This is a genomic window from Senegalimassilia sp. (assembly GCF_977052095.1).
The window spans coordinates 1-24,117 of record NZ_CDRSTZ010000017.1; the positions used below are offsets into that span (position 1 = coordinate 1).

Genomic DNA, 24,117 nt, shown 5'->3' on the forward strand with positions numbered 1-24,117 from the left:
GCGATCCGGTCATAATCATCGCTGCCGAGCGTCGCCTTCAGCGCTCGGTCGAGCTTCTTTTTCTTGCACGCGGCTGCGAAGCATTCCGCGGAGCACACGTAGGCCCCTCTGCCCGGTGCGCGGCCAGAGGGATCGAAGGCAACGGCGCCTTCGGGCGAGCGCACGATGCGCAGCAGGCCGACCTTGTCAGCCTGAGCGCCGCACGCGATGCAGCTGCGTTGCCGCTTTACCGTTTGGGTTGCCGTTGCCATACGCTCCCTACCTGTTATTCCTCGTCCATATCATCATGGATGCCGCAATAGATGCTGCCGGGGCGAGCATGGTTGCGACAACGAACGCCTTCGTCATCGACGAACGCGCACAGCTGCTCATCATCGTCGAAATCGTCTTCGTCGATGAGCATATTATCTGCCTGCGGCAGCGGGGCGCCCGTGAAACTGGCAGACTTGATGTCGATATGCCAACCGGTCAGGCGAGCGGCAAGGCGAGCGTTCTGGCCCTCTTTGCCGATAGCCAAAGACAGCTGGTCATCGGGCACGATAACCGTGGCATAGTTGTTCTCCTCGTCGACGAGCACGCGGTCGACCTTCGCCGGAGACAGCGCATTGGCCACGTAACGAGCCGGGTCCTCGTCCCACTGAATCACGTCGACGCGCTCGTTGCGCAGCTCCTCGACCACCATGCGCACGCGGCTGCCCTTCGGGCCGACGCACGCGCCCACCGGATCAAGGTTGCGCTCGCGAGAAGCCACGGCAACCTTCGAACGAGCACCAGGCTCGCGGGCGATGGACTTGATCTCCACCAGGCCATCGTAAATCTCGGGGACTTCGATTTCGAACAGACGACGGATCAGATCGGGGTGCGTACGCGACACAACGATGGCCGGACGTGCCTGCTCACCGCGCATGCGAGGAGCATCCGAACCGGGATCGCGAACCTCGATAATGAGCACCTTTAAGCGCTGGTTGTGACGATAGTGCTCGCCGTTAGGGCGCTCGTTGCGCTCGCCGGGATAGCGCTTCACATCGTAATGAGGCAGCTCGGCCTCAACGCCATCGCGAATCTTGATGATGGTGAAATCGGGCGTGCCCTGAAGCACGGTGCCCGTGACCAAATCGCCCACGCGACCGGCGAACTCTTCGTAGATGGACTGGCGGCCAGCCTCACGCACGATAGAGGAAATTACGCTCTTGGCGTTCTGCGCAGCAATGCGGCTCACGTCGGCCGGCGTCACGTCGCGCTCTTCGAACTCGGTGTATTCGCCCGTCTCCTCATCAGGCTCGCCAACGGGAACAAGCTCATACACATAGATATGGCCGGTCTGGCGGTCGATGGTGACGCGAGCGTCCCACTCGAGGTCAAGAATATGCTGATAGCTTTTCGCCAGCGACGCCTCAAGTCGATCGATGAGGTAGAACTCGTCGATCTTGCGTTCATGCGCCAACGCCTGCAAAGCTTCGATCAGTTCCGAACTTGCCACGTCTTAGCTTCCTTTCTCTAACAGCCCGACTACGAGCTGAAATCTACGCTGCCTTTCAAGTGGGCACGCTTCATATCGTCCATCGGCAAGCTGATCCGCTCGCCGTCAATCTCCATCACCACACAGGTATCGTCCGCTGAAACGATCTTGCCCGTGAAGTTGCTTCGCCCGTCAAGCGGATGGCCCATCTTGACCACGGCCACCTGCCCGGCGAACCGCGCAAAATGCCCGGGCGTCCGCAAAGGACGGTCAATGCCCGGCGAAGAGACCTCAAGCGTGTACGCACCCGGGAACGGGTCTATAGCGTCCATGATCTCGTTGATCCAGGCTTGGGATTTCGCCAGCTGATCAAAGCTCACGCCCTCGGGCGTGTCTATAAACACGCGAATCGTCGGCGCCTTTTTAGCGCCAACAACCTGCACGGTCACGATCTCGATGCCCTCGGTAGCCGCTCGGGGCTCAAGCGCGTCAAGCAGTTGCGCTTCTTTCTTGCTAAGCACGCTCAAAGCTCCTTTCTGTGCCCAAACATACAAAAAAGCGGGTAAAAACCCACTTTCTGTCTTCGAAAGTATGGTGCGCGCCGATGCGCGCTTGCTGCAATGCATATCAATTTATACCACACGAAGCAGCCGATTGCCATCCTAGGCAGGCTTGGTCGCAAGTTCCCCATAATCATGCAGAGAAACTGAGCTCGCATCGAGCCAAAGGACGCGTTAACGCCGCACGCGCACCGTAGCTTGGAAATACTCGCTTGCACCACACGTTTCCCGCGCATCATCCCCATCAGGCACGATGACCGCCCTGCTCAACACCTCAACAGAGCGAAAGCCTACGCGCAGGCACAACCCCTCGAACTGTTCGAGTGAAACAGCGCGCAAGAACACGTTGCCCAAAACAGATCCAGAAGCGGCAGCGCCAACAGAAGGAGCATCGGCATTGCGAAACACGCCTTGAGCTACCCAAAGATATCCATCAGGCGGTAAGCATCGGGCGCATTCCGCCAAGGCAAGCGCTAAGTCAAAGACGCAATTGATGGCCGAGTTCACATACGCCACATCAAACGAACCGTCTCGAACGCCCGCTTCCGATAAATCCTCAGGGCAGCCAACCTCAAAACGAAGATAACGCTGCCATTGCTCGCCGCTCCAGTGGTTGCCGGCCGCGCAAGCGCTTGCCGCATCAACAAACGACGCATCGGGGTCAACGCCCAGAACAAACCCCTTATCACCTGTAAAGTCACTCAGCTGATAAGCGCCCTTCCCTTTACGGCACAACACGTCGATAACGCGCTTGCCGAGTAAATCGTCCGGGACGTCCATCGAACAATGACCCGGCAAGCGCCCATCGCGCGGTAAGGCGCGATAATACAACTGCATGCAATCCCGTACCTCGGCATGCATCTTACGACCTATGCATCCTGCTCTTCGTCATCAAACGTATCGTTGCCTTGATAGGTGCGAGCGAACTGGATGAAGTCCTTCACCGCACGGGAGTGGTTGTGCTTCTTGTTGTACACCATGTAAATGCGGTAAAACTCCTGGGGCACCTCATCAACCACCAGGAACTTCAAGTTCGAGAACAAACGTGTAGCCAGCGAATCAAGCATGAGCGCCCCGTACACGGGCGCATTAAAGGAAATGAACGAGCCCATGGACACATCGTCGTCATAAATCTGCTTCACGTTTTCAAGCCCCTGCTCGATAAGCAACTTGTTAACCATCTCTCCGATGGGGGCCCCGCGTCGATACGTGCACAAATCCATGCGGGAAATCTCAGCGAAGCTCACGTGATCACGTTTAGCCAACGGATGGTCTTCACGGACGCACAGTTTCAAATCGCGATACGTGACCGGATAATACACGAGCTCCGGATCGCCTTCGCGCTTGCCGCAAAATGCAACGTCAACAGTGCCCTTACGAAGCTGATCGAGCAAATAGTTCGTGAAGCCCTGATACGTTTTCGTAAGCACCGTGTTGTTGCAAACTGTACAATAATCCTTCATCAAGGATGGCAAATAGTCGTCTTGCACCGTGAATGTCGTACCGATGCTCACGGAACCGACAACGGAGTGGCCGCGGTCTTGTACGGCAGCAATACCATCATCAAGGGCACGCAGCGCCAGGCAAACGTGCTCGTAAAAAATCTCACCTTGAGGCGTCAGGCTGACCGACCTGCCAGACCGCTCAAACAACGATACCTCAAGCTCGTTTTCCAAAGAAGAGATGGCGCCGGAAAGCGTCGGCTGCGTGATGAACAGCTCTTGCGCAGCACGCGTGTAGTGAAGCACTTCGGCAAGTTTCTTGAAGTAATGAAGTTGCGATAAATTCATATCCCCTACCCCCAAACAAACAAGCAACCAGCATCAATAAATGATGGAAATCATCATATTCCATTATAATGCCATACCCACCAAAACGCCGATAAATACTACTGACCTCGCCAGCGAATTTCAACCCCCGAACCGGGTTAAACGAACAAGGGCGGCCCCTTTATGGAGCCGCCCTTGTACTAGGTTCTAGAGTAAGCTCTGGCGGAAAACCATTTAATCAGTAGTCCACTCAGACTTGTACTTCTTCGCGCTCTGGAAGACGTACAGACCGAGCAGCAGGATGACGACCAGCATGACCAGACCAGTGATGAACACGGTGGTGAAGCCGAAGGACGTCTGCACCCAAGCCCAGATCATGGAAGCGAAGGCCGCGATCAGGTTGAACACGGTGGAAACGCGGGAGTAGATCAGCGAGTACTCGCGAGAGCCGAAAGACTGGCGAACCACAACGGGAACCAGAACCACAGCGGTAGCGTAGCAGCCGCCGAAGATGAACGCGCCGGCGTACAGCATGTACTCGGAGCCAGCGCCGAACCAGCAAAGCAGGATACCAGCAACGCCAGCGATGAAGGCGAAGATCAAAGCACCCTTCGCGCTCTTGTCAGCAGCAGTGCCCAGGATAACCTTGAACAGAGCCTGGCCGACCATCATGACCGTGGTCATGAGGCCACCGACGACGGCCACATCGAACGGTGCGCTCGTCAGGGTCTTGGTGTAGCTCGGGAACTGCATGGCGATGAGGATGGCGATGTTGATGATGCCGGCGAACACGCACACAGCGTAGAACGTCGGGGTCTTCATCGCACGGGAAGCGGACAGGCCAGAGGGCTTGGTGGAGCCACCGGCAGCAGCGGCAGCAGCGGCAGCACCATAGGGCTGCAGGCCGCACTCCTCAGGCGTGCTGCGCACGCAGAACAGCGTGAACGGCAGAGAAGTGACAGCAGCGATAACGGCCCAAATCAGATAGATGGTGTGGAAGTCCATACCAGAAGCCTGCAGAGCGGTGAACACAGCAGACCAAATGGCGCCACCGATACCGGTAAAGGCCATGCACAGGCCGATGAAGAAACCGGCGCGGTCGGCAAACCAGCGGTTGATCAGCGTAGGAACCGCAAGCCAAAGCAGCGTGATCTCGCCAAGACCAAGCATAACAGCGGCAACGTAGAACAGAACAATGGTGTTCGAGAAGCTCATGAGCACGAACGCGGCGATAACCAGGATGGCAGAACCAGACAGGATAACGCGAGCATCCATGGATTGCAGGAGCTTGCCAGCGAACGGGGACGCAACCGTCATCGTCAAATACATAACGGTAACGTACATAGCGAAAGCGGTCTTTTCAACGCCCAGACCCTCGGCAACTACCGGCTGGAACAGACCCCACGTGGAAAAGCACAGTGCAGAGCAGCCGAAGGTGATCATGATGCCCGTGAGCACCACGAGAAGATGGCGTACGCTCATCTTCTCTTTCGTCGATGATGCCAAAACATACCTCCTTGTCGTAGGTTTTCCTTCGCAAAACGCAAACCTAGAACCCCTGGTGGATATCTCGGATAAGCACCCTTCCGCTTATCCGAGATACTTTTTACCTCACGCGCAGCACAGAAAAAATGGACAGAACTCACTCATTTATCCGGTTCCGTAGAATTAAAGTGGTCAACTCTTGGAATATGTGCATATATCAGAATCAACTATAAGCTATAGGAATCGTTAAATGAGCCTGTTTCGGCAGCAAAAGAGGGTTCACAAAAACTACGACAGGACAGATTTTAAAAATCGCGGTATTTCTCAACAATCAAAGGCGCTGCGATATACACCATGATTTGATCGGTTCCCTCAGCGATCTGGTTGCCACGGCAATCGCGCCACACGCGGCACGTGCGGGAGCTTTCCGTGTATCCAAGGCCGCCAAGAATCTGCATGGCATCGGATGCAACCTCAACTGAGGTTTCCGGGATATAGCGCTTCATGAGGGCAACGGCAAGACGGCGCTCCGAATCGCCTTTGTCCACGGCCCATGCTGCGCGATACAGAATCGACCGCATGTTCGTCAAACGAAGCTCCATATCCGTGAGCATGGTCTCGATTTGCTGGAAACGACCGACCTGCACGCCGAACGCCTTGCGAGAGCGGGCGTGTGCGCAAGCATCCTCCATGGCAGCTTGAGCCATGCCCAAAGAAGAGGCGCACAGCAAAACGCGGCCATATTCCAACATCTGGAACAGGCGGCGGAAGTCACCGTGCTCGGCCGAGATGCGATATTCCGGCTTCAACTCGACATCCTGGAACGACAGCGAGGCGAACGGAAGCATGTCTTGGCCGATCTTGTCGATGGGAACGGCAGCAATGCCCTTGAGATTTCGAGGGACCAGCCACAGAGCCAGCGCAGGATATGAATCGTCGGTCTGCGCGTCTGCATCAATTGCAGCAACAACAATATAAGGTGCGTATTCGCCGTTGTTCACATACGATTTGCGACCATTCAGCACAATCTTGCCGTCAAGCGTCCTGGTGCTTGTCTTCATCGACATGACATCAGAACCGCCATCGGGCTCGGAAATGGCAAGCGCGAACATCAAGCGCCCCGTCTCGCGATAATCCGCAACGACGGAGTCGACGTTTCCCGCCTCGGAAAGCGCGTCAACGATTTGAAGGTTGAACAAATCGTTTTGGAATGGCAGCGTAGCGCCCGCGCATCGCGAAAGCTCTTCGATGATAAGCGCTTGATCAAGCAAGCTATGGCCCGCAGCGCTCGTAGATTCCTTGTCGGCGAACTTATAATACGTATCGACAAACCGCTTCATCACATCATCGGGCAAACCCTGGTCTTTGCACCACTGCGGCACATGATCGGGCGTGAAAACTTCGGTGCCGAAAGCGCGAAACGAAGCTACGAGCTTTTTCTGCTCAGAAGATAAATTGAAATCCATGGGGCTTTCCCCTTTAACCACCGTGCAAAATCGCCTGACAATTACTCTGCTGAACAATATACCAGCGACCGCAAAATCTCCGGCCGGCCAATATAGCCAATTCGACCAACGCATTTGCACTCAAAATTTACCGAAAATGTCTCACATTCTTCCACTTTTGACCGCTATCTCCCTGAGCACCGGAAACATATAAGGACGATTGTCCAGCGTAATAGGCTTGTTTTCAAAGATTTCCCTATATGTTTTGCATCGATTCTTATAGGCAACCACACATTTCTGCTTGTTTGTCCATAGAACTCATGCAACTTACCTGTAAATATATGTTCTGCAAACGCAAGAACCGCCCAAAGACGAAAAGAAAGGAGCGCCGCAAATGTCGGTGACTGAAAAACTCAACGGTTACGGTCCGCTGAACGGCGTCAAGGTCGTCGAGCTCTGCGAGTGGGTTGCTGCCCCCGCAACTGTTCGTATCCTGTCCGAGATGGGTGCTGAAATCATGAAGGTTGAGCCGCTTCACGGCGATGCTCAGCGCACCCAGGGCCCCGGCTTCGGCTGCGAGCAGAACGACACCGAGGATCCCACGATCGACCTGAACAACACGAACAAGAATTGGCTCGCTCTGAACCTGAAGAGCGAAGAGGGCTTCGCTGTCATGGACAAGCTGCTCTCCGAGGCTGACGTGTTCGTCTGCAACCTGCGCGACAAGGCGCTGGTGAAGCTTGGTCTGGATTACGAGACCTTGGCTGCCAAGTATCCTCAGCTGATTTGGGCGCAGCTGCGTGGCTACGGCGAGTTCGGCGCTGAGGCCAACACGCCTGGTTTCGACGCAGTGTGCTGGGCTGCTCGTGGCGGCGTTGCCAACTGCTTCCGCGAGGACGGCGAGTCCCCGGCTATCCCGCCGCAGGCTTTCGGCGATTACAACGCTGCTTCCATCATGGCTGGCGGTATCTTGGCTGCTCTGTTCAACCGCACCCGCACCAACAAGGGCGACAAGGTTACCTGCAACCTGTACGGTGCAGCTATCTGGGGCGGCAACATCGGCATCATGGCTACGCAGTTCGGCGCTCCGTACCCGAAGTCGCGTAAGCACGTGCCCAACCCGTTCAACAACACGTATCGCACCGCTGACGAGAAGTGGATGCTCATCTGCATGCCGCAGTACGACAAGTACTACAACATGATGATGGAGATTACTGGCAATGCCGAGCACATCGATCAGCCCGATACCTGCAACCTGCCTGCTCTGAAGAATTCCGGCAAGCAGCCCGAGGTCATCAAGTGGCTCGAAGAAGGCTTCTCCAAGAAGACGTTCGAGGAGTGGGACGAAATCCTGCGCGAGCATGAGGTTCCGCATCAGAAGTGCTTCCGCTACACCGACATCGTCAAGGACCAGGAAGCCTACGACAACGACTCCCTGCGTTGGGTCGAGTACAAGGAGTATGGCAAGAAGGCCCTGCCCATGTCCCCGCTGCGTTTCGGTGGCTATGGCGACCCGCCGATCATCCTGTCCAAGCCCATCGGCTATCACACCGCCGAGATCATGGGCAAGCTGGGTTACACCGACGAGCAGATCGCGAAGGCCGAAGCCGACGGCGATATCAAGTGCTGGCACGGCGAGGAAGTACCGGACACCATCTTCAAGTCCGAGCGCCAGGTCAAGGGCGAAGCTCCCTGCAACTGGTAGGTCCGCTCTCCTTCCAACCAAGCTTCCTATCTCCTGAGAGCCCCTCATTGTGAGGGGCTCTCCCTTTATTGCGTGGCGAAGCAGTCCCCATGGTGGAGGGCGTGAAGGCGGGGCTCGGCTGGGCGACGCTGCCGGAGTGCATCGCCAGCCGTTACCGCAACGAGCCCGGCATCGTCCGCTTCAAGGTGGCCACCGACACCATGTGGTACCCCGTGTCCCTCACCTGGCCCTCCAGCAACTCCCCGAGCGACGAGGCACGCGCGTTCGCCGACTTCGTTCGCAAGAACATCCCCGAGGGCTACTTCGCCAACAGCACTGAGGCGCAGCTGCGCTCCTAATGAGCATTTTTCATCATATTGTTTACATTCAGATTGCAGCAATGCGAGAATAGATACGGTCAATGCGCTAAAATGTATCATATTTTTACCAAATGAGCATCATGCTGCTATCTCTGAGGATATTGCAGAGCGCGTCAGGGACGGACGGACTCCTTCGCCGACGGAGAACTGGAGAATGAACACCTGTTTGTCCGGCCGGGCCGTACCGTCCTCCCTTCGACTTAGTTATACCCCGTTATCCCAGACTGTGGGATAACGGGGTATAACTAAGTCGCTCTGATATTATCGTAAAGCCCATCCTGCAACTAGAGGATCACGACTATAAGCGGATCATCGTAGTGTCTCAAATCGATATCCTACAAGGTTGCAAGTTCTATAACGCCACCGAAAGCTGTGCCATAAGGGCTTAATGAATTGATTGCACCCCCAACCGGCTTTGCTTGGCAAAGATCGCAAGACAAGACAACGCAAAGAACAAAGCACCATTCGATTGAGGTGATAGGAACCTAAATCTATTCGGATTCAATGAGTTCGATACCCTATCCCCCATACAACAAACGGGTCGCAAGCTCTATGCTTGCGACCCGTAATCAGAAAGTTATGGGAGCTTAAGCTACGAAAGACGCGCAATGAGGTTAAACATATCATGCCCAAGGCGACGAGCGCACTTGAACGCGTTCTCATCATCTTTGACGCTGCGCCATTCAGGATCGCCGGCCTCATTGAAGCGAGAAAGCTGCGTTGCCGCAACGCCGTCACCCGTGACAGGACCCAGCGGACGAGGATGAACGACCAGCATCTCATGCGTCGCAAAGAAGTGGTCCATAGCAGCAAGTGCGCCTTGGCATCCGCAATCGGGCAAACCGGCGCACGTAACCATGCCGGCCACCTTGCCTGCAAGAGCATTGTCCACCATATGCAGCGGGCGCGTGCGATCCATGAAGTTCTTCATGCGGGCCGAAACGGTTCCGAAATACACCGGAGAGCCAAGCACAATGCCATCAGCGCGCATCATCTTGTCGTACAGCAAGTCCATATCATCGTGCATGGCGCAACGATTCCTGCCCAAGCACGCGTTGCAACCGCTGCAGAAGCGGATATCCAGATGAGAAAGCTCGATCAACTCGCACGTGGCGCCCTGGTGGCCCGCAGATTCCAGAACAGCGTTCAGAAGCGCTGCGGTGCCTTTTCCGGCACGATGGCTACCGTTGATGGCCAAGATGTTCATTCTCGTCTCCTATTCCTGCCAGAAGCCCTCAGAGACCCATCGGAGGGTGCCGATGAATCGAGAGCTATACCCCTATAGCAAAAAAGTGCCCTCGACCACTATAGATCGAGGGCACGAATTCACACAAGCCTTGAAGACTTACATGTTGTGGAACGCGTACTTGTCCGGGTTCTCCTTGACGTCCTGCTTGTTGTGCGGGTTCATCTTGAGGGTGCCCATGATGCCGTCGTTCGTGTTGGAAGCCAGAACCTGGTTGCGGTTCTCCATCTTGATGACGTTCTCGAAGCTGGTGCCGTCGAGGGAGGTCTGCAGGCACTCCTTCGTCAGGCGCAGGCCGAACGGAGCCGTCTGCTTGCACATATCCTCTGCCATGGCAACGGCGGTCTCAAGCACGTCGTCGTCGGCGACAACGCGGTTCGCGAAGCCCCAGTCGAGCAGCTGCTGAGCGTCGTGGCGAGCAGGGTTCATCAGGATTTCGGCGGCACGAGCGTAGCCGACGATCTTGGGCAGGAAGAAAGCGCCACCCATGTCGGTGCCGGTGTAGCCGATGGACAGGTAGCCAGCGTTCATCTTGTAGGACTCGCCCAGAACGCGCAGGTCGCAAGCGCAGGAGATGGACAGACCGCCACCAACAGCGTAGCCCTTCAGAGCACCGATGATCGGCTGCTCGCAACGACGCATGTTCACGATCTGATCGGAGCACATACGCTGCATGATGTAGAAGTCACGCTGGATGCGGCCCATATCCTCCGGCGGATCAAGAGCCAGGTCGTTCAGGTTGAAGCCGGCGCAGAAGGAACGGCCCTCACCAGTCAGAACGATAACACGGCAATCCTTGTCCATGCGGACCTTGATCAGGAAGTCGTTGAACTCAGCCATCTGCTTGTAGGACATGGCGTTGAGATTCTGTGCATCGTCGAATGCGCAAACGTAAACCGGACCACGCTTGTCGATCTTCAGCTTCTCATACTCGTAGGTAAACTCCGGCAGATGATAGCTTTCCTGATAGACGCTCATGGCGACCCCTTTCTTGATTTACTCAAGTTTTGAAAGTTTGTCCCAGACTGTGTTGTCGTCTGTTGGACTGATAACAGAATGCCGGCTTTTACGAATGTTTTCTATGGACAAATTTTGAATTCTGTTTCCGACCCCTCACACATCTGAAGTTCTGTTGCACGCTTTTTTAAATTCGATAGGTTTGGTCTATCGAACTGAAGAATGCCTCGATAAACAACGATGATTTCACGCCGCACAACCGCGATTTCGCTCGCTATCATGTGAGACAGCAAGGGGAACGAGACATGGAAGGCAAACGGAATTCCGTTTAATCCACATGTTGAGTTCTGAAGGAATACATTGAATAGGGGCATGCGTATGAACCCAAACGCGAAAATCAGCGACGAGCAATTTGCTGAGTTTCTAACCAAGGTCCGGGCGCTTGCGGAAGGTCCGTTCGAGGAGATGCAGAAAGAAGTCGAGCAGACCAACGTCTTTCCTCAGCGATTCTTCGATCTGGCGCGCGAGAACAATCTTTACCGTTTTGCACTCCCGTCCGAGTACGGTGGATGGGATTTAAACGAACTCGAAATCCTCAAGGTGCAGGAAGAGTTCAGCCGCGGCCCGGGCGGCATGCGCATGCATCTTCATTATTCTGCCGACCTGAATTGGCGCATCCTCAACGAATACGGCACGCCTGAGGTCAAAGCCGAACTGATGAACAAGTTCCAGGATAAGTCCGTGTTCACGTGCTTCGCGCTTACCGAGAAGACCGGCGGCACCGGCGCCGACGTTCACTCCACCGCCATCCGCCAAGAGGACGGCTCCTACCTGCTGAACGGCGAGAAGTGGCTTATCTCCCACACTGACTGCTCTCAATATGCTTACGTCATCGCGGTCACCGACCCAAACGACGATAAAGATTCCCGCCTGTCCGCATTCCTGGTGCCTATGGACGCTCCGGGATTCGAGCTGGTGGAAATGCCCCACATGATGGGCTGCCGCGGCGCAGGCCATGCGGGCTTGAAATTCACGAACGTGCGTCTCGACCCGAAATACCTGCTGGGCCGCGAGGGCCAGGGCATGGAAGTGGCCATCCACTCGCTGTCCATCTCCCGCGTTCACATTGCGGCATCCAACCTTGGCATGTGCCAGCGCATGCTTGAGATGAGCATCGCTCGCGCCAACGACCGCATCACGTTTGGCAAGCCCATCGCCACGCGCCAGGCCATCAAGATGAAGATTGCCGACATGGCCGCCGCTACGCACGCGCTGCGTTGCCTGGTCTACGACTTCGCGCGCGATTTCGACGTGGACCCGCACAACGAGTACGTCGACGAGAAGGCCGCCATCTGCAAGCTGAATTCCATCCAAGCAGTGAAAACCTGCTCCGATGAAATGCTTGAGATTTTCGGTGGCGACGGTTACTTCGAAGATTCTCCGTACGGCCCGACTGAACGACTGTATCGCGACTGCCGCGCGCTGTGGCTTGAAGAGGGCGCACCCACTGTGCAGCGCATTACCATCGCTCGCGAATGCCAGCGCCTGAAAGCGCAGCTGGGATATCAAGACTAGCTCCACCATACAACGTCGATCGGGGCGTTCGCGAAATGCCCCGATCGACAACGTTAGCTTCATTTTGTTTGTAAAAGCCGCGGAGGGGTTTGCGGCTAGGTAGTTCATGCACTTTTTTCGATTCAACGAGGAAGGACAGGACAGCATGATCACAGGCCTGAAAATCAATGAGCAACACAAGCAAATGTATTACGAGAAGGGGTACTGGGGTAAAGAAACCGCACTCGACGTGTGGAACAACGCCGTCGAGAAATACGGCGATCATGAGTACGTCGCAGACGACCAGGGCAGTCGTTTCACGTACAAGGAAGTCGACGAAAAGGCTTCGCGCCTGGCATCGTGGCTTAAGGAGGTTGGCGTTGAAACCGGCGACGTGGTAACGCTTCAATTCCCCAACTGGGCAGGTTTCGCCATCGCGTATGTCGCCTGCCTGAAAGTCGGCGCGGTTATCCACCCCGTTCCGAAGAACTACAACGACGCCGACCTTATCTACATCATGAACCTGGTGAGCACGGTCGCCTTCATTTGCCCCACGTATTTCCACAACACCGACTGCGAGCAGCAGGCAATCGATGTCAAGACTCAGGTGCCTTCGCTGAAAGCAATTGCGGTTTACGACAAGTTCGAGCCCGCGAAGCACGGCACTATCGAGCTTTCTGACATCTGCAGCAATTATGAGCCTTACACGGGCGTGCCCAAGGTATCCTCGGACGATGTCGTCGTTATCCTGTCGACGTCCGGCACCACCGGCAAGCCGAAGGCCGCACTGCTGACGCATAACAACATGCTGTACTCGGAGCGCGTTTTCGCCGGCGAAGCTCGTCGCACCGAAGACGATGTCATGTTCGACTGCTCGCCGCTCAACCACGCCGTTGGTTTCTGGCATGGTCTTATTGCCCCGATGCTTGTGGGCGGTCGCAGCGTGCTGATGCAGCAGTTCTCGCCGCGCGAGGCTATCGAGCTGATGAACCGCGAAGGCTGCACGTGGACCATGGCTTCCACGCCGTTTATCTACGACATCCTGAAGTGCATCGAATTCGACAACGGTCCGCAGCTTGAGACGCTGAATCTGTGGCTGTGCGGTGGTGCTCCCGTTCCGGCGCGTCTTGTGCACTGCGCCAAACTCCATGGCGTCGACCTGTGCGAGGTGTACGGCTCCACGGAAAGCTGCCCGCATGTTTACGTGCCGATCGACAAGTGCCAGGAATGGAGCGGCGACTGGTCCGGCATCCCCTACCCCGGCATCGAGATCAAGACGGTGGACAACGACGGCAACGAGGTTCCTGCCGGCGTGCAGGGCGAAGAGCTTTCGACGGGTCCGCACCTGTTTGTAGGCTATCTGAACGAGCCTGAGCGCACCGATCGCGCGCTTGATGACGACGGCTGGTTCCACAGCGGCGACCTGGGCTACATCGATGAGGAAGGCCGCCTGCGCATCAACGGCCGCAAGAAGGAGATCATCATCCGCGGTGGCGAGAACATCTCGGCACGCGAGATTGACGACGACTTGGTAGAGTGCCCCGGCATCCTGGAGACCGCTACTATCGGCATGCCCGATGAGCGCCTGGGAGAGCGCATCTGCACGTTCGCTGTGGCACGCGACGAGCACGAGCCTAGCCTGAAGGAAATCACCGATTACCTGGCCTCTCAGCACGTTGCTAAGCGACTGTGGCCTGAGCGCATCGAGTATCTGCCGGAGATTCCGAAGACCCCGATGGGCAAGGTGAAGCGCTTCGAGCTCGCAGAAATCCTGAAAGAGCGCATGGCGAACGATCCGAAATAGCGTTTGCGCATAGCATTAAAAAAGGGAAGCTAAGCTTCCCTTTTTTAATGCCCGAAAGGCAGACAAGCATTTCAACCTGAAGCTGTAGTCCCATACGGCATCCAGAGCCTGTTACCTATCTCTTGCGTTTTTGAATCGACACGAGATGCGCCAAATTCGCCATAGAACAAGAACGGGCCGCCAAACCTTATATGATTCGGCGGCCCGTTTTCCCATTGCGCTCTTTGTGACCGTTATTCGCTACGATGTTGTCGAGCTCAGGCTTTTTTGCGAGATAACGTTTGTCGGTTTCGCGCTACGAACGATATTCAGCATCCAGGTTCTTCGCGATAGTCATGCGCTGAATCTGGTTCGTGCCCTCGAAGATTTGGAAAACCTTCGCATCGCGCATGAGCTTCTCAACAGGGTAATCCTTGCTGAAGCCATAGCCGCCGAACACCTGCACCGCATTGGAAGTAACTTCCTGCATGCAATCGGTGACGAACGTCTTGACCATGGCGCCTTCGCCGCGCACCAAGTCGCCCTTGTCCATCAGGCGCATGCAGTTGTTCACCATGACGCGAGAAGCCTCGGTCTTGATGGCCATGTCGGCCAGCAGAGCCTGCACCATCTGGAAGTCGATAAGACGCTTTCCAAACTGCTTGCGCTGCTGAGCGTACGTAACAGCCTCGTCGACTGCACGCTGCATGATGCCGACGCCAAGCGTGGAAATGAAAGCGCGAGACAGGTTCAAAGCGTTCAACGCGATGCTCATGCCCTCGCCGGGCTTGCCGATTACAGCGCTCTTCGGCACGCGAACGTTGTCCATGATAACTTCGGTGGTGTCCGACAACCTGAAGCCCATCTTGTTCTCATGGGCGCCTGCGGAAAGACCGGGCGTGTCGCCGTCGACCAAAAACGCCGTGATGCCGTGGCCACGAGCCTCGGGATCGGTCTTGGCGAAGATGACGTAGATAGACGCAATAGAGCCATTCGTGATGAAGCTCTTCGTGCCGTTGAGCACATACTCGTCTCCATCGAGCACAGCCGTGGACTTCATGCCGGCAACGTCGGAGCCAGCGTTGGCCTCGGTCAGGCAGAACGCCGCGAAACCGTTGTCGATGGTTTTGTCGACGAAGTGCTGAGCCTGCTCGGGGGTGCCCTTCAGGTGAATGTTGCGGAATGCGACGAAGTTCGTGACGAACGTATCAGCGTAGGCCGCGTCGACCTTGGCAAGCTCTTCGAACATCATGGCGCACGTCTCGTAATCAAGACCCATGCCGCCGAATTCCTCGGGGATTTCCACGAGGTGCAACCCTAGATCAAAACCCCACTTCCAAAGTTCGTCAGGAGTCTTGCCCGCCTCGTCGGCTGCTGCAACGTGCGGCTTGATCTCGCTCTCGGCCACATCGTGGACGGCCTTGATGAGCTCCTTCTGCTCCTCTGTGTACAGTAACGCCATGTGCCTTCTCCTTTCGCAACGCGCACGCCGTGTGCGCTCCTTTTACTTGATGAAAAGGGGCTCGCGCCGTCCCGTCGAACGCGCACGCGCCTCTTCTCAGCAAGTTAGTGCTCTTCGAGCAAACCGGAGTCGTATGCAAACCGCAGCTGCGCGTTAACGCTTCTGCGGGCACCCTGCATAAGACTTGTATCAACATCGTTGTAAAGAGCATCGACAAGCGCATCCGCCTGAGCAGGTATGCCAGCACGCACCGCAGACACCACCTGGTTCAAACGCTTCATGCGATGCGCACGAGCTCGAATAATGCGATCTTCCGGATCCTCGATCACCAGACCGTGTCCGGTCAAAAGCAGCTCCACGTCATGGCTTTCAACAAAATGCGCAAGCCTGTCGAGGCTGTTCATATAAGCCGCCAGCACACCATCGGGCCAGCAAACCATCGTTGAGCTTTGACGGAAAATCACATCACCTGTAAGGATGAAATTCCCTTGCTTTACGTAGAAACCCACTGAGTCGCTTGAGTGTCCCGGCAAAGGAATGACCTCGATAGTGACGCCTATGTCGTTAATGAAAAGCTGTCCTGGCGGCAGCAACCCATCAACCTGCGTGAGCACAGGCGCCCCGGACAAAAGGGACAAGCTCAACGCGCCGCCAGCGTGGTCGGCATGGCTATGCGTGGTGATAATGGCCGACAGCTTCTTACCCGTGCTTGCGATATGGTCGAGCACATGCTGCAAATGATCGGCATCATCGGGGCCCGGATCAACAACTACGCAACCCGGAGCATCAGGCGCTCCAATGACCCAGGTGTTCGTGCCGATATACGTAAGCGGCGATTCGTTGTGGGCCAGTACGCAATACGCGTAATTCCCCACCTGTCCGCCGTTCCACTTCGTTTGAGCCTTCATCTCACCACGCTCCTGAAAACCAGCGTCCCGTCCTCTTTTCTTGTAGGTTCGGGATACACATGGATAGTCTGTCTTTGCGCGCATGCTTCCGTGACATTTTGCGCTTGAGTCAAATCGCACAAGTTCGAGATAGTCGGCGGCATAATGAGCAATGCTCCAGCCCGCTGCTGCTCAAGCAGCCATTCGGGGTTCGCCCAACCGGTACGAACCGCTTCCGATGTTTTCCCATCGGCGCACTGCCCTTGCGGCATTTTTGCGCGGAAGAAGAACGTGCTGTATCGACGCGGCTCGCTTGGCGGCGTTACCCAATGAGCACAAGGGCAGAAAAGATCCGTCCAAAGCACAAGTCCCATATCGGAAAGCAACTGGCCAAAAGCCAGCTTACGCCCCACAAGCAGCGAGCGCGCAGATTGCAGTTCTTCGCTACCGGCAAGGTTGAGAAGCTCGCTTCCATCTTTGCGACGGGCAAGCAAAACGCCAGATTCTTCAAACACTTCGCGAGCAGCGGTGACGAAAGCCCTGCGCGCAGTGTCTTCGCTACATCCCATGCGTTGAGCCCACTGCGATGGCAAAGGGCCCTCCCAGGGAATCTCGCAGGTGTCATCCATGGCATCGAAACTTCCCCCGGGGAACACCACGGCATCGGGAACAAACGCCATGGAAGACGCTCTTTGCTGCATGAAAACGGCAAAGCTGCTTCCATCTTGAGGATGAGCACGCTCGCGCAGCAGCATGACCGTAGAAGAAAGCCGCGGAGTGACAGGCGCGTTCTGGTTGGAGCCCGAACGTTGCGCATCCACAAATGCACCAACTCGCTCGAGGGACTTTTCGGGCACAGTGTATTCAAGCTGCGACCCCTGCGAAAGCACATCGGTTATGCCCAGCACTCGCGACTCGTTCATCATCACTGCACCTGAGCCAAAATCTCTGCGATATCGCGAACCTTCGTCTCGCTTTCGCATGCCGCCATGCCGTCGCTGAGCATAGTGAGGCAGAACGGGCACGACGTTGCAACTTCGTCGCATGATGTAGCCAAAGCCTGCTTGGCGCGCTCGTCGCCCATGCGCTTGCCAGATTTGTCCTCAAGCCACATACGACCGCCACCAGCACCGCAGCAGAAACTCTTCTCGTGAGACCGCTCGAATTCGACCACTTCCCCGCCGGCAGCACTTACCACGGCGCGAGGAGCCTCGTATTCGTCCTGGTACCTGCCAAGGTAGCAGGAATCGTGCACGGCGATCTTCTTATCGCCCGAAGCCGCGCATTGCAATTTGCCCTCGCGGACAAGCTGTGCGAGCAACTGAGAATGGTGAATGACCTCGAAATTGCCGCCAAGCTGCGGGTAATCGCGCGACAGGGTTTGCATGCAGTGGGGGCACTGCACGATAATCTTCTTCACGCCATACGACTGCAACGTGGCGATATTCTCAGACGCAAGCATGTAGTACACGAACTCGTTACCCATGCGGCGCGCAGAATCGCCGCAGCATTTCTCCTCGCTACCAAGGATGGCGAAATTCACGCCAGCCTTCTTCAGCAAGCCCACAAGCGCCACCGAAACCTTACGGCTGCGGGCATCGAACGCACCGGAGCAACCAGGCCAGTACAGATACTCCGCATCGGGATTCTCGGCAAGCGTGGGGACATCGAGCTCTTCCGCCCACTTCGAGCGGGTCTGCCAGCCAAGGCCCCAAGGGTTGCCGTTGTTCTCGAGGTTCCTGAACGTTGCCTGTGCTTCGGGCGGGAAAGCGCTTTCCATGGACACCTGATACGTGCGCATTTTCACGATCTTCGGCGTGTGTTCCACCAGCGTGGGGCATGCCGCCATGCAAGCGCCGCACGTGGTGCAGTCCCACAGCGCTTGGCTGTTGAACGCATCACCTACCAGCGTGCGATCGAGCGTGACCTGCTGCTGATCGCTAAAGGGATAGGGCTCGCCTTCGGCGGTGACGTACGCTCCCATATCGTCGCGCTTCGCGCCGTCGTGCTTCGCCTTCCACACGATAGGACCACGGACCTCAAGCTCGCTGCGCATCGATTGGATGAGATCTTTCGGAGAGAGGGCCTTGTCGGTATTGAACGCAGGACACACGTCCTCGCACCTGCCGCAGCGAATGCACGCTTCGGCATCAAGCAGATCTTTCCACGTGAAGTCCTCCAACACGCCAACGCCCATGGTGGTGAGGTTTTCGTCCTCGACGTCGATGTAAGGCAGCGTGCCCTTCGGTTCAAGCGAGCGGCACCACACATCGGCGGGCATGAGCAGAACATGGACGAGCTTCGAATACATCCAGTACGCGATAAGAGCAAAGGCCATGCCCATATGGCTCCACCAGATAATTTGATGCGTCAGCTGAATTTGATCCTGCGAGAAGTTCACAAACAACATGGACACCATGTTGCCAATAGGCGACCATGCGCGCCACGGATCGTCGGTGCCCACAATGCGCAGGCCTTCCACCACGAAACCGCTCATGCCGATGACCAGCAGCAGAACCAGCACGATGATATCGCCTGGCTTCGTGTCGAGCTTTTTGTTCACGATGCGTCGGATGATGCATGCAACAATGGCAATACAGAACGCAAGGCCCGCCAAATCAACGACAAGCGACATGAAATACAGGTAGAAATCGCCGTACAGCAGCTGAATTCCCAGGTCAAACTGAGCAGCGGTAACAGCCGTTGCAATAAGCATGATGATCATGCCCACGTACATGCCGAGGTGCATGATGCCCGCGCCAGGCTTTTTCAACACGCGAAGCTGAAGCAAAGCGTCGACGATCATGCCTTTTGCACGAGCTTTCCAGTTGCTGGTGCGATCAACGGGAGTGCCGATAGACATGAGGCGCCAACGCTTCACCAAAAAGTACACGCAGAATCCGAGCGCAACCAAGAACAGCAGATACATTACCCATGTGAGGGAGTGGCTAATATTCCACATTACCTCGCGCGATGCTGTTTCTTCCATGTATGCCTTCCTTAGTTGCGAACGAAATGAACTTCCTACCTTTGAAAATGTGCGCTACGCGCAAGCTTTATGCCTGCAGCATGTCGCGCATCTGCTGCGTGAGCAGCGGTACCGCTTCGAACAGGTCGGCAACGATGCCGTAATCGGCCTGCGCGAAAATCTCGGCCTCGGGATCTTTGTTGATGGCAACGATGTACTTGGAAGCGGAAATACCGGCCATGTGCTGGATAGAGCCCGAAATGCCGCATGCGATGTACAGCGAAGGAGCAACCGTTTTCCCCGTTTGGCCGACCTGGTACTGAGCATCGATCCAGCCCTCATCGATAGCCGGACGCGAAGCGCCGATTGCAGCGCCAAGCACATCGGCAAGCTCTTCGAGCACCTTGAAGCCTTCGGGGCCCTTAAGACCACGGCCGCCGGAAACAACGACGTCGGCCTCAGACAGATCGACGCGCTCGGAAACCGCGCGCACGACGTCTTGCAGCACACGTGCGGCTGCAACGGGAGAAGCCGCGAACGTGCTGACGCCGGCGGTGCGGCCCTCTTCGGGCTGCGCGGCCTCAAAGGCCTTCGGACGAATGGAAGCGATGGTGAGCGCGGAAGCATCTGTAGGTGCGACGCGTTCGATGACCTTGCCAGAATACGGCAGGCGCGTAAAGACCGGCTTTCCGTCGAATGCCACATCGATGACATCGGCGACGAAAGAAGCCGAGAGCCTCTGTGCCAAAGCAGGAGCAACCGAGCGCGAGAAAGCGCCGTCGGCAAGAAGCACCACGGAGGGATTCTGCTCCGCAGCCAGCTGAGCCAACGCAGCGCTCACCTCAGCAGGGCGAGCCGATGCATCGCCGCTGAGCTCTACAACCACCACGCTATCGGCACCGCATTCGCCAAGCGCCTTTGCGCTGTCCTGAGCGCCTTCGCCCCACACAAGGGCGCACACCTGAGCGCCCGATGCATCAGCAAGGCGGCGCGCGGCCGTAAGCATTTCAAAGGCGACGCTTCGAAGCTCGCCGTTATTCGTTTCAAGACCAACCCATACACCTGACATGAGGACAACCTTCCTCTCGAGTTATGCACCTATACCTGAAATGAGGGAAACGGCTAGCGTTAAATGACCTTAGCCTCGGAGCGAAGCAGCGATGCCGCCTGAGCAACCGCATCGGCAACCGTATCGCCTTCGATGATGCGACCGCCGCTGCGGGCGCCTTTGAGATCGCGACCCGCAACCGCAAGCACCGGCTGAGAGCCACCCGCAGGGGCCTTGCGCTCGATAGGCTTGCGACGAGCCTGCATAACATCGCGGACGGAAGGATAGCGAGGCTCAGCCAAACCCTGCTGAGCAGCGATGATGACCGGCAGTTTGTACTCGCAGATTTCAACACCGTCGTCGATTTCGCAAGAGGCTTTCACGCCATCAGCGGTTGCCTCCAAGCCGGTAACCATATTCGCAAGGGGAATATCGAGAAGAGCGGAAAGGCGGCCCATAACTTGAGCACTTGCCGTATCGCCCGACGTCCATCCGCCCATGATGAGGTCGGCAGACAGACCCTTGAGGGCGCCGGCAAGCTCCGCCGCGCACTGCGCAGCGTCAACTGAGCGCCATGCATCGTCTTCGATGAGCACCGCCTTGTCGGCACCCATAGCAAGCGCGTGTCGAATGGCCGACGTGCAACCATCGTCGCCATAGCATAGGCAGGTAACTTCCCCGCCAAGTTGTTCTTTCAGCTGAACGGCTTTTTCTACGGCGAATTCACCATACGGATCGATGATTTGCGTACGACCCTCGGTAATCACCTCGCCGCTGTCATCGAGCTCGATAAGAGCCTCCGTGTCCATAACCTGCTTGACGCATACTACGATGTTCATTACACCCTCCTTGCGTGGTTTTGTGCAGAGCACATTCGGCAAGTACTATTCAAAACCATCATATCTATGGTATTGACCGATTAACATGGATATATACATCCAGGTGTGTAGTCAACCTTCGAAAACAATCGATTATTTATTGACCAAGTCTATGGTTTCATCCTATTTTTCATCGGAAGTAAGCTGTCCTCAAACGGCTTTTCATGTGAAAACGCATGAGGAATCGATTCATATGCGGTTCAATGCCACATCCCCTATAAATCTGTTCTTATTATACGTTCTGAGTACGAACGTAAACATGCACATATTTTTTGAACTGTCCCATGCTTTGTGCAGATAGCTGATAATTCTCTTCTTAATAATGCAATCTAAGAAGTAACATACGGCCAATCTTGATATCATAGTCCCTATAGTACCAGCGATTATGAAAGAGGCAGTTATGGCTGTCCAAGCTCATCAAATACAGGAGGTCGATTGCAAGATCGACGCTTTGGACGATCAAACCGTAGCAGCGTTTTTGGACGATTCGGTGAAAGACGATCCGGACGTCCTGGCTCGCATCGCACCTATTGCGAAGCGATGCTGCGAGACGCTGCACCCCAAAGGTGTGTACAAGGTATTCAATCCCGCAATCTGCACGCTTCCGCCTGATTATACCGAGCCCGGCATCAAGCTTGTCGGCACCATGGCGGTGTTGCATGGCGAAGCCGTATACGACCGCATGCGCCGCGCAAACCACTGCGTCATGGTTGCTGTAGCCGTTGACACCGCAGAAAACATTCAAGCGCTGCGCGTGCTGCTTGTTCACGACAAGGAGGATTTCGCCGCATTCGATGCGTGCCTGCAAGCCATGGGCGGGCGCGCTGAAGAAATCATCACCGAGAAGGTGAACGACGAAGCGCATTCTTTAGGTCTGCACATTGACAACCTGCTGCAAGCAGGCGAAAGCGATTTTCCGCTTGATTCGAACACCCAGCTGCTGTTCTACACGCAAGCTGAACGCAGATTAGGCTTCGCATGCGAAGATGACGGATCGCTGAACTCGGAAAACGCAACACTGGGCGTCATTGGCATGTACGATGCATCTCAGCGCGGCAGAAAACGCGCTTGCGCACGTTGCCGCAACCGCGAATTCTGCAGCATTCGCGCTATCGGCATGAATTGCCACGGCCGTCGCGGTAAGTTCAAGAAGCACGACGATGCAGAAGCAAAGCTTACGGCCTAAAGATAATCTCCTTCATTATCAACAAACCCCAAGCCAGAAGGCTTGGGGTTTTGTGTTGCCCAAAAGTTACTGCGCGCATAAAAAGAACCCTGTTGCCTAGGCAACAGGGTTCTTCTAGGTTGGCAAGCTTTAACAGCTTACGCAGCTATCAAGCGAAATTCGCTAGGCAGCTTTACAGGGTCCACAGGTAATCGGGATCCTCAGCACCCTTAGCGTACTCCTTGAGGATGCCACGGCCGGAGATGTGCACCATGATCTCGACGGTGCCGCCACCGATCTGGAAGCCACGGCAGTCGAGCATGAGGCGAGACACGCGGGTCTCATCCGTGAAGCCAAGGCCACCCATGAGCTGCAGAGCGCGAGAGCAGCAGTCGGTCAGGCCCGGAGCACCATAGCGCTTCAGCATAGCAGCATCGTTGTTGACCGGAATGCCGTTGTCCAGCTTCCAGCAGGTACGATACAGGAAGTTACGGGTGTTGGTGAGCTCGATCTGCATCTCAACGATGTGCTCCTGCACCAGCTGGAAGGTCTTGATGCCCTTGCCGAACTGCTGACGATCGTTGACCCAAGCGCAGGCGTCTTCCATGGCAGCCTGAGCCTCGCCGAGCAGCTCTGCCAGAAGCACGCAGCGCTCCCACTCGAAGTTCTTCATCAGCTGATAGAAGCCCTTGCCCTTGATGCCGAGCAGCTGGTCCTCGTCGACGGTCACGTCGTCGAAGTGGATCATGGAGAAGGGCATGATCTGCATGCCGATCTTGTTCAGCGGCTCGATGGTAACGCCCTTGGCGTCAGAGGGAACCAGGTACATGGACATGTTCTTGTTCTCGCGAGAAGGATCCTCGTCCTTGCACACGACGATGAAGCCGCCAGCGGTCTCACCAGAGGTCACCCACGTCTTGGTGCCGTTGATGTGAATCTTGCCATCCTCGCCCTTCGTGGCGGTGGTGGTCATGCCCTGGTTGTCGGAGCCAGCGCCGGGCTCGGAGATGGCCAGGCAGTACGGCGGGTAGCCGTTCTCCTTGTAGTAGTCGATGGCGTACTTAACCTGCTCAGGGTTACCAAACTCGCACATGTCGAACATGATGAGCAGATTGGGAGCCATGGGGATGTTGCCGCCGCAGTGGTTCAGCTCTTCAATGATCATTGCCATCGTCTGATGGTCGACCGGCTTTCCACCGTACTCCTCGGGCAGGCCATACAGACCCCAGCCCTCGTCAACCCAGGACTTAGCGATCTCAGGAGCGATGCCACGGTTCTTATAACCGGCAGCGATTGCCTCCTCGGTGAGGTGCTTCTTGCCCCACTCACGAATGCCGCGCTTGATCTCAAGTTGTTCCGGGGTGTAGCTGTAATCCATTTTTCCTCC

21 protein-coding genes are annotated in these 24,117 nt (G+C 56.1%); 5 read left to right on the forward strand and 16 right to left on the reverse strand.

The window, feature by feature from the left end; all coding sequences use genetic code 11:
• The 7 genes from rnpM to ACWI6D_RS04915 form a co-directional block, all read right to left on the reverse strand.
• Positions 1-251: RNase P modulator RnpM (gene rnpM, locus ACWI6D_RS04885; protein ID WP_449133869.1), on the reverse strand; the 251-nt coding region annotated here is incomplete at its 3' end.
• 14 nt (positions 252-265) lie between these two features.
• Positions 266-1,480 (reverse strand): transcription termination factor NusA, encoded by a 1,215-nt coding sequence (gene nusA / locus ACWI6D_RS04890; protein ID WP_129422803.1) that lies wholly within the window; start codon positions 1,478-1,480, stop codon positions 266-268.
• Positions 1,481-1,509: 29 nt separating this feature from the next.
• Positions 1,510-1,980 (reverse strand): ribosome maturation factor RimP, encoded by a 471-nt coding sequence (locus ACWI6D_RS04895; protein WP_449133870.1) that lies wholly within the window; start codon positions 1,978-1,980, stop codon positions 1,510-1,512.
• A gap of 213 nt (positions 1,981-2,193) precedes the next feature.
• Positions 2,194-2,856 carry a methyltransferase domain-containing protein gene (locus ACWI6D_RS04900; RefSeq protein WP_449133871.1) on the reverse strand — a complete coding sequence of 221 codons (663 nt, stop codon included), beginning with the start codon at positions 2,854-2,856 and terminating at the stop codon, positions 2,194-2,196.
• Positions 2,857-2,888: 32 nt separating this feature from the next.
• Positions 2,889-3,809 carry a LysR family transcriptional regulator gene (locus ACWI6D_RS04905; protein ID WP_449133872.1) on the reverse strand — a complete coding sequence of 307 codons (921 nt, stop codon included), beginning with the start codon at positions 3,807-3,809 and terminating at the stop codon, positions 2,889-2,891.
• 213 nt (positions 3,810-4,022) lie between these two features.
• On the reverse strand, positions 4,023-5,294 hold the full coding sequence (locus tag ACWI6D_RS04910) for an MFS transporter (RefSeq protein WP_449133873.1): 1,272 nt from the start codon (positions 5,292-5,294) through the stop codon (positions 4,023-4,025).
• A 284-nt stretch (positions 5,295-5,578) separates the two neighbouring features.
• A complete protein-coding gene (locus tag ACWI6D_RS04915) occupies positions 5,579-6,739 on the reverse strand; it encodes an acyl-CoA dehydrogenase family protein (protein ID WP_449133874.1) in 1,161 nt (386 codons plus the stop codon).
• Positions 6,740-7,112: 373 nt separating this feature from the next.
• Between ACWI6D_RS04915 and ACWI6D_RS04920 the strand changes: the two genes are divergently transcribed.
• Complete coding sequence (locus ACWI6D_RS04920; RefSeq protein WP_449133875.1) at positions 7,113-8,423, forward strand: CaiB/BaiF CoA transferase family protein; 1,311 nt, start codon at positions 7,113-7,115, stop codon at positions 8,421-8,423.
• A gap of 68 nt (positions 8,424-8,491) precedes the next feature.
• Positions 8,492-8,761 (forward strand): LysR substrate-binding domain-containing protein, encoded by a 270-nt coding sequence (locus ACWI6D_RS04925; RefSeq protein ID WP_449133876.1) that lies wholly within the window; start codon positions 8,492-8,494, stop codon positions 8,759-8,761.
• A gap of 613 nt (positions 8,762-9,374) precedes the next feature.
• Here ACWI6D_RS04925 and ACWI6D_RS04930 read toward each other — a convergent pair.
• Positions 9,375-9,989 (reverse strand): flavodoxin family protein, encoded by a 615-nt coding sequence (locus ACWI6D_RS04930; RefSeq protein ID WP_129424508.1) that lies wholly within the window; start codon positions 9,987-9,989, stop codon positions 9,375-9,377.
• A gap of 138 nt (positions 9,990-10,127) precedes the next feature.
• Positions 10,128-11,006 carry an enoyl-CoA hydratase/isomerase family protein gene (locus ACWI6D_RS04935; protein ID WP_129424506.1) on the reverse strand — a complete coding sequence of 293 codons (879 nt, stop codon included), beginning with the start codon at positions 11,004-11,006 and terminating at the stop codon, positions 10,128-10,130.
• A 357-nt stretch (positions 11,007-11,363) separates the two neighbouring features.
• On the opposite strand from ACWI6D_RS04935, the gene ACWI6D_RS04940 reads away from it, so the two are divergent.
• A complete protein-coding gene (locus tag ACWI6D_RS04940) occupies positions 11,364-12,560 on the forward strand; it encodes an acyl-CoA dehydrogenase family protein (protein ID WP_449133877.1) in 1,197 nt (398 codons plus the stop codon).
• Positions 12,561-12,666: 106 nt separating this feature from the next.
• Positions 12,667-14,343, forward strand: coding sequence for a medium-chain fatty-acid--CoA ligase (fadK, locus tag ACWI6D_RS04945; protein ID WP_449133878.1), 1,677 nt, complete (start codon positions 12,667-12,669; stop codon positions 14,341-14,343).
• Positions 14,344-14,638: 295 nt separating this feature from the next.
• On the opposite strand, the gene ACWI6D_RS04950 is transcribed toward fadK, so the two are convergent.
• From ACWI6D_RS04950 to ACWI6D_RS04975, 6 genes are all read right to left on the reverse strand, one after another.
• Positions 14,639-15,784 carry an acyl-CoA dehydrogenase family protein gene (locus ACWI6D_RS04950; protein ID WP_302718394.1) on the reverse strand — a complete coding sequence of 382 codons (1,146 nt, stop codon included), beginning with the start codon at positions 15,782-15,784 and terminating at the stop codon, positions 14,639-14,641.
• A 104-nt stretch (positions 15,785-15,888) separates the two neighbouring features.
• A complete protein-coding gene (locus ACWI6D_RS04955) occupies positions 15,889-16,692 on the reverse strand; it encodes an MBL fold metallo-hydrolase (protein WP_449133879.1) in 804 nt (267 codons plus the stop codon).
• Positions 16,689-17,597 (reverse strand): NUDIX hydrolase, encoded by a 909-nt coding sequence (locus ACWI6D_RS04960; protein WP_449133880.1) that lies wholly within the window; start codon positions 17,595-17,597, stop codon positions 16,689-16,691. Before ACWI6D_RS04960 ends, ACWI6D_RS04955 begins: the two co-directional genes overlap by 4 nt.
• Positions 17,597-19,660, reverse strand: a complete 2,064-nt coding sequence (locus tag ACWI6D_RS04965) for a heterodisulfide reductase-related iron-sulfur binding cluster (protein ID WP_449133881.1) — start codon at positions 19,658-19,660, stop codon at positions 17,597-17,599. The genes ACWI6D_RS04960 and ACWI6D_RS04965 overlap by 1 nt, the downstream gene beginning before the upstream one ends.
• A 67-nt stretch (positions 19,661-19,727) precedes the next feature.
• Positions 19,728-20,708: an electron transfer flavoprotein subunit alpha/FixB family protein gene (locus ACWI6D_RS04970; protein WP_449133882.1), complete on the reverse strand. Its 981-nt coding sequence runs from the start codon at positions 20,706-20,708 to the stop codon at positions 19,728-19,730.
• 59 nt (positions 20,709-20,767) lie between these two features.
• The gene (locus ACWI6D_RS04975) at positions 20,768-21,526 is read right to left on the reverse strand and encodes an electron transfer flavoprotein subunit beta/FixA family protein (RefSeq protein WP_449133883.1); all 759 of its coding nucleotides are present in this window, start codon (positions 21,524-21,526) and stop codon (positions 20,768-20,770) included.
• A gap of 439 nt (positions 21,527-21,965) precedes the next feature.
• Between ACWI6D_RS04975 and ACWI6D_RS04980 the strand changes: the two genes are divergently transcribed.
• Positions 21,966-22,751 (forward strand): hypothetical protein, encoded by a 786-nt coding sequence (locus ACWI6D_RS04980; protein WP_288284432.1) that lies wholly within the window; start codon positions 21,966-21,968, stop codon positions 22,749-22,751.
• 172 nt (positions 22,752-22,923) lie between these two features.
• Here ACWI6D_RS04980 and ACWI6D_RS04985 read toward each other — a convergent pair whose 3' ends face one another.
• A complete protein-coding gene (locus ACWI6D_RS04985) occupies positions 22,924-24,108 on the reverse strand; it encodes an acyl-CoA dehydrogenase family protein (protein WP_302937516.1) in 1,185 nt (394 codons plus the stop codon).
• Positions 24,109-24,117: the final 9 nt, after the last annotated feature.

Coding starts and splice junctions, on each gene's coding strand:
- ACWI6D_RS04900 (WP_449133871.1), bottom strand. CDS start 2,856: ATGCAGTTGTATTATCGCGCCTTACCGCGCGATGGGCGCTTGCCGGGT.
- ACWI6D_RS04905 (WP_449133872.1), bottom strand. CDS start 3,809: ATGAATTTATCGCAACTTCATTACTTCAAGAAACTTGCCGAAGTGCTT.
- ACWI6D_RS04915 (WP_449133874.1), bottom strand. CDS start 6,739: ATGGATTTCAATTTATCTTCTGAGCAGAAAAAGCTCGTAGCTTCGTTT.
- ACWI6D_RS04920 (WP_449133875.1), top strand. CDS start 7,113: ATGTCGGTGACTGAAAAACTCAACGGTTACGGTCCGCTGAACGGCGTC.
- ACWI6D_RS04930 (WP_129424508.1), bottom strand. CDS start 9,989: ATGAACATCTTGGCCATCAACGGTAGCCATCGTGCCGGAAAAGGCACC.
- ACWI6D_RS04935 (WP_129424506.1), bottom strand. CDS start 11,006: ATGAGCGTCTATCAGGAAAGCTATCATCTGCCGGAGTTTACCTACGAG.
- ACWI6D_RS04940 (WP_449133877.1), top strand. CDS start 11,364: ATGAACCCAAACGCGAAAATCAGCGACGAGCAATTTGCTGAGTTTCTA.
- fadK (WP_449133878.1), top strand. CDS start 12,667: ATGCACTTTTTTCGATTCAACGAGGAAGGACAGGACAGCATGATCACA.
- ACWI6D_RS04950 (WP_302718394.1), bottom strand. CDS start 15,784: ATGGCGTTACTGTACACAGAGGAGCAGAAGGAGCTCATCAAGGCCGTC.
- ACWI6D_RS04955 (WP_449133879.1), bottom strand. CDS start 16,692: ATGAAGGCTCAAACGAAGTGGAACGGCGGACAGGTGGGGAATTACGCG.
- ACWI6D_RS04960 (WP_449133880.1), bottom strand. CDS start 17,597: ATGATGAACGAGTCGCGAGTGCTGGGCATAACCGATGTGCTTTCGCAG.
- ACWI6D_RS04965 (WP_449133881.1), bottom strand. CDS start 19,660: ATGGAAGAAACAGCATCGCGCGAGGTAATGTGGAATATTAGCCACTCC.
- ACWI6D_RS04970 (WP_449133882.1), bottom strand. CDS start 20,708: ATGTCAGGTGTATGGGTTGGTCTTGAAACGAATAACGGCGAGCTTCGA.
- ACWI6D_RS04975 (WP_449133883.1), bottom strand. CDS start 21,526: ATGAACATCGTAGTATGCGTCAAGCAGGTTATGGACACGGAGGCTCTT.
- ACWI6D_RS04980 (WP_288284432.1), top strand. CDS start 21,966: ATGGCTGTCCAAGCTCATCAAATACAGGAGGTCGATTGCAAGATCGAC.
- ACWI6D_RS04985 (WP_302937516.1), bottom strand. CDS start 24,108: ATGGATTACAGCTACACCCCGGAACAACTTGAGATCAAGCGCGGCATT.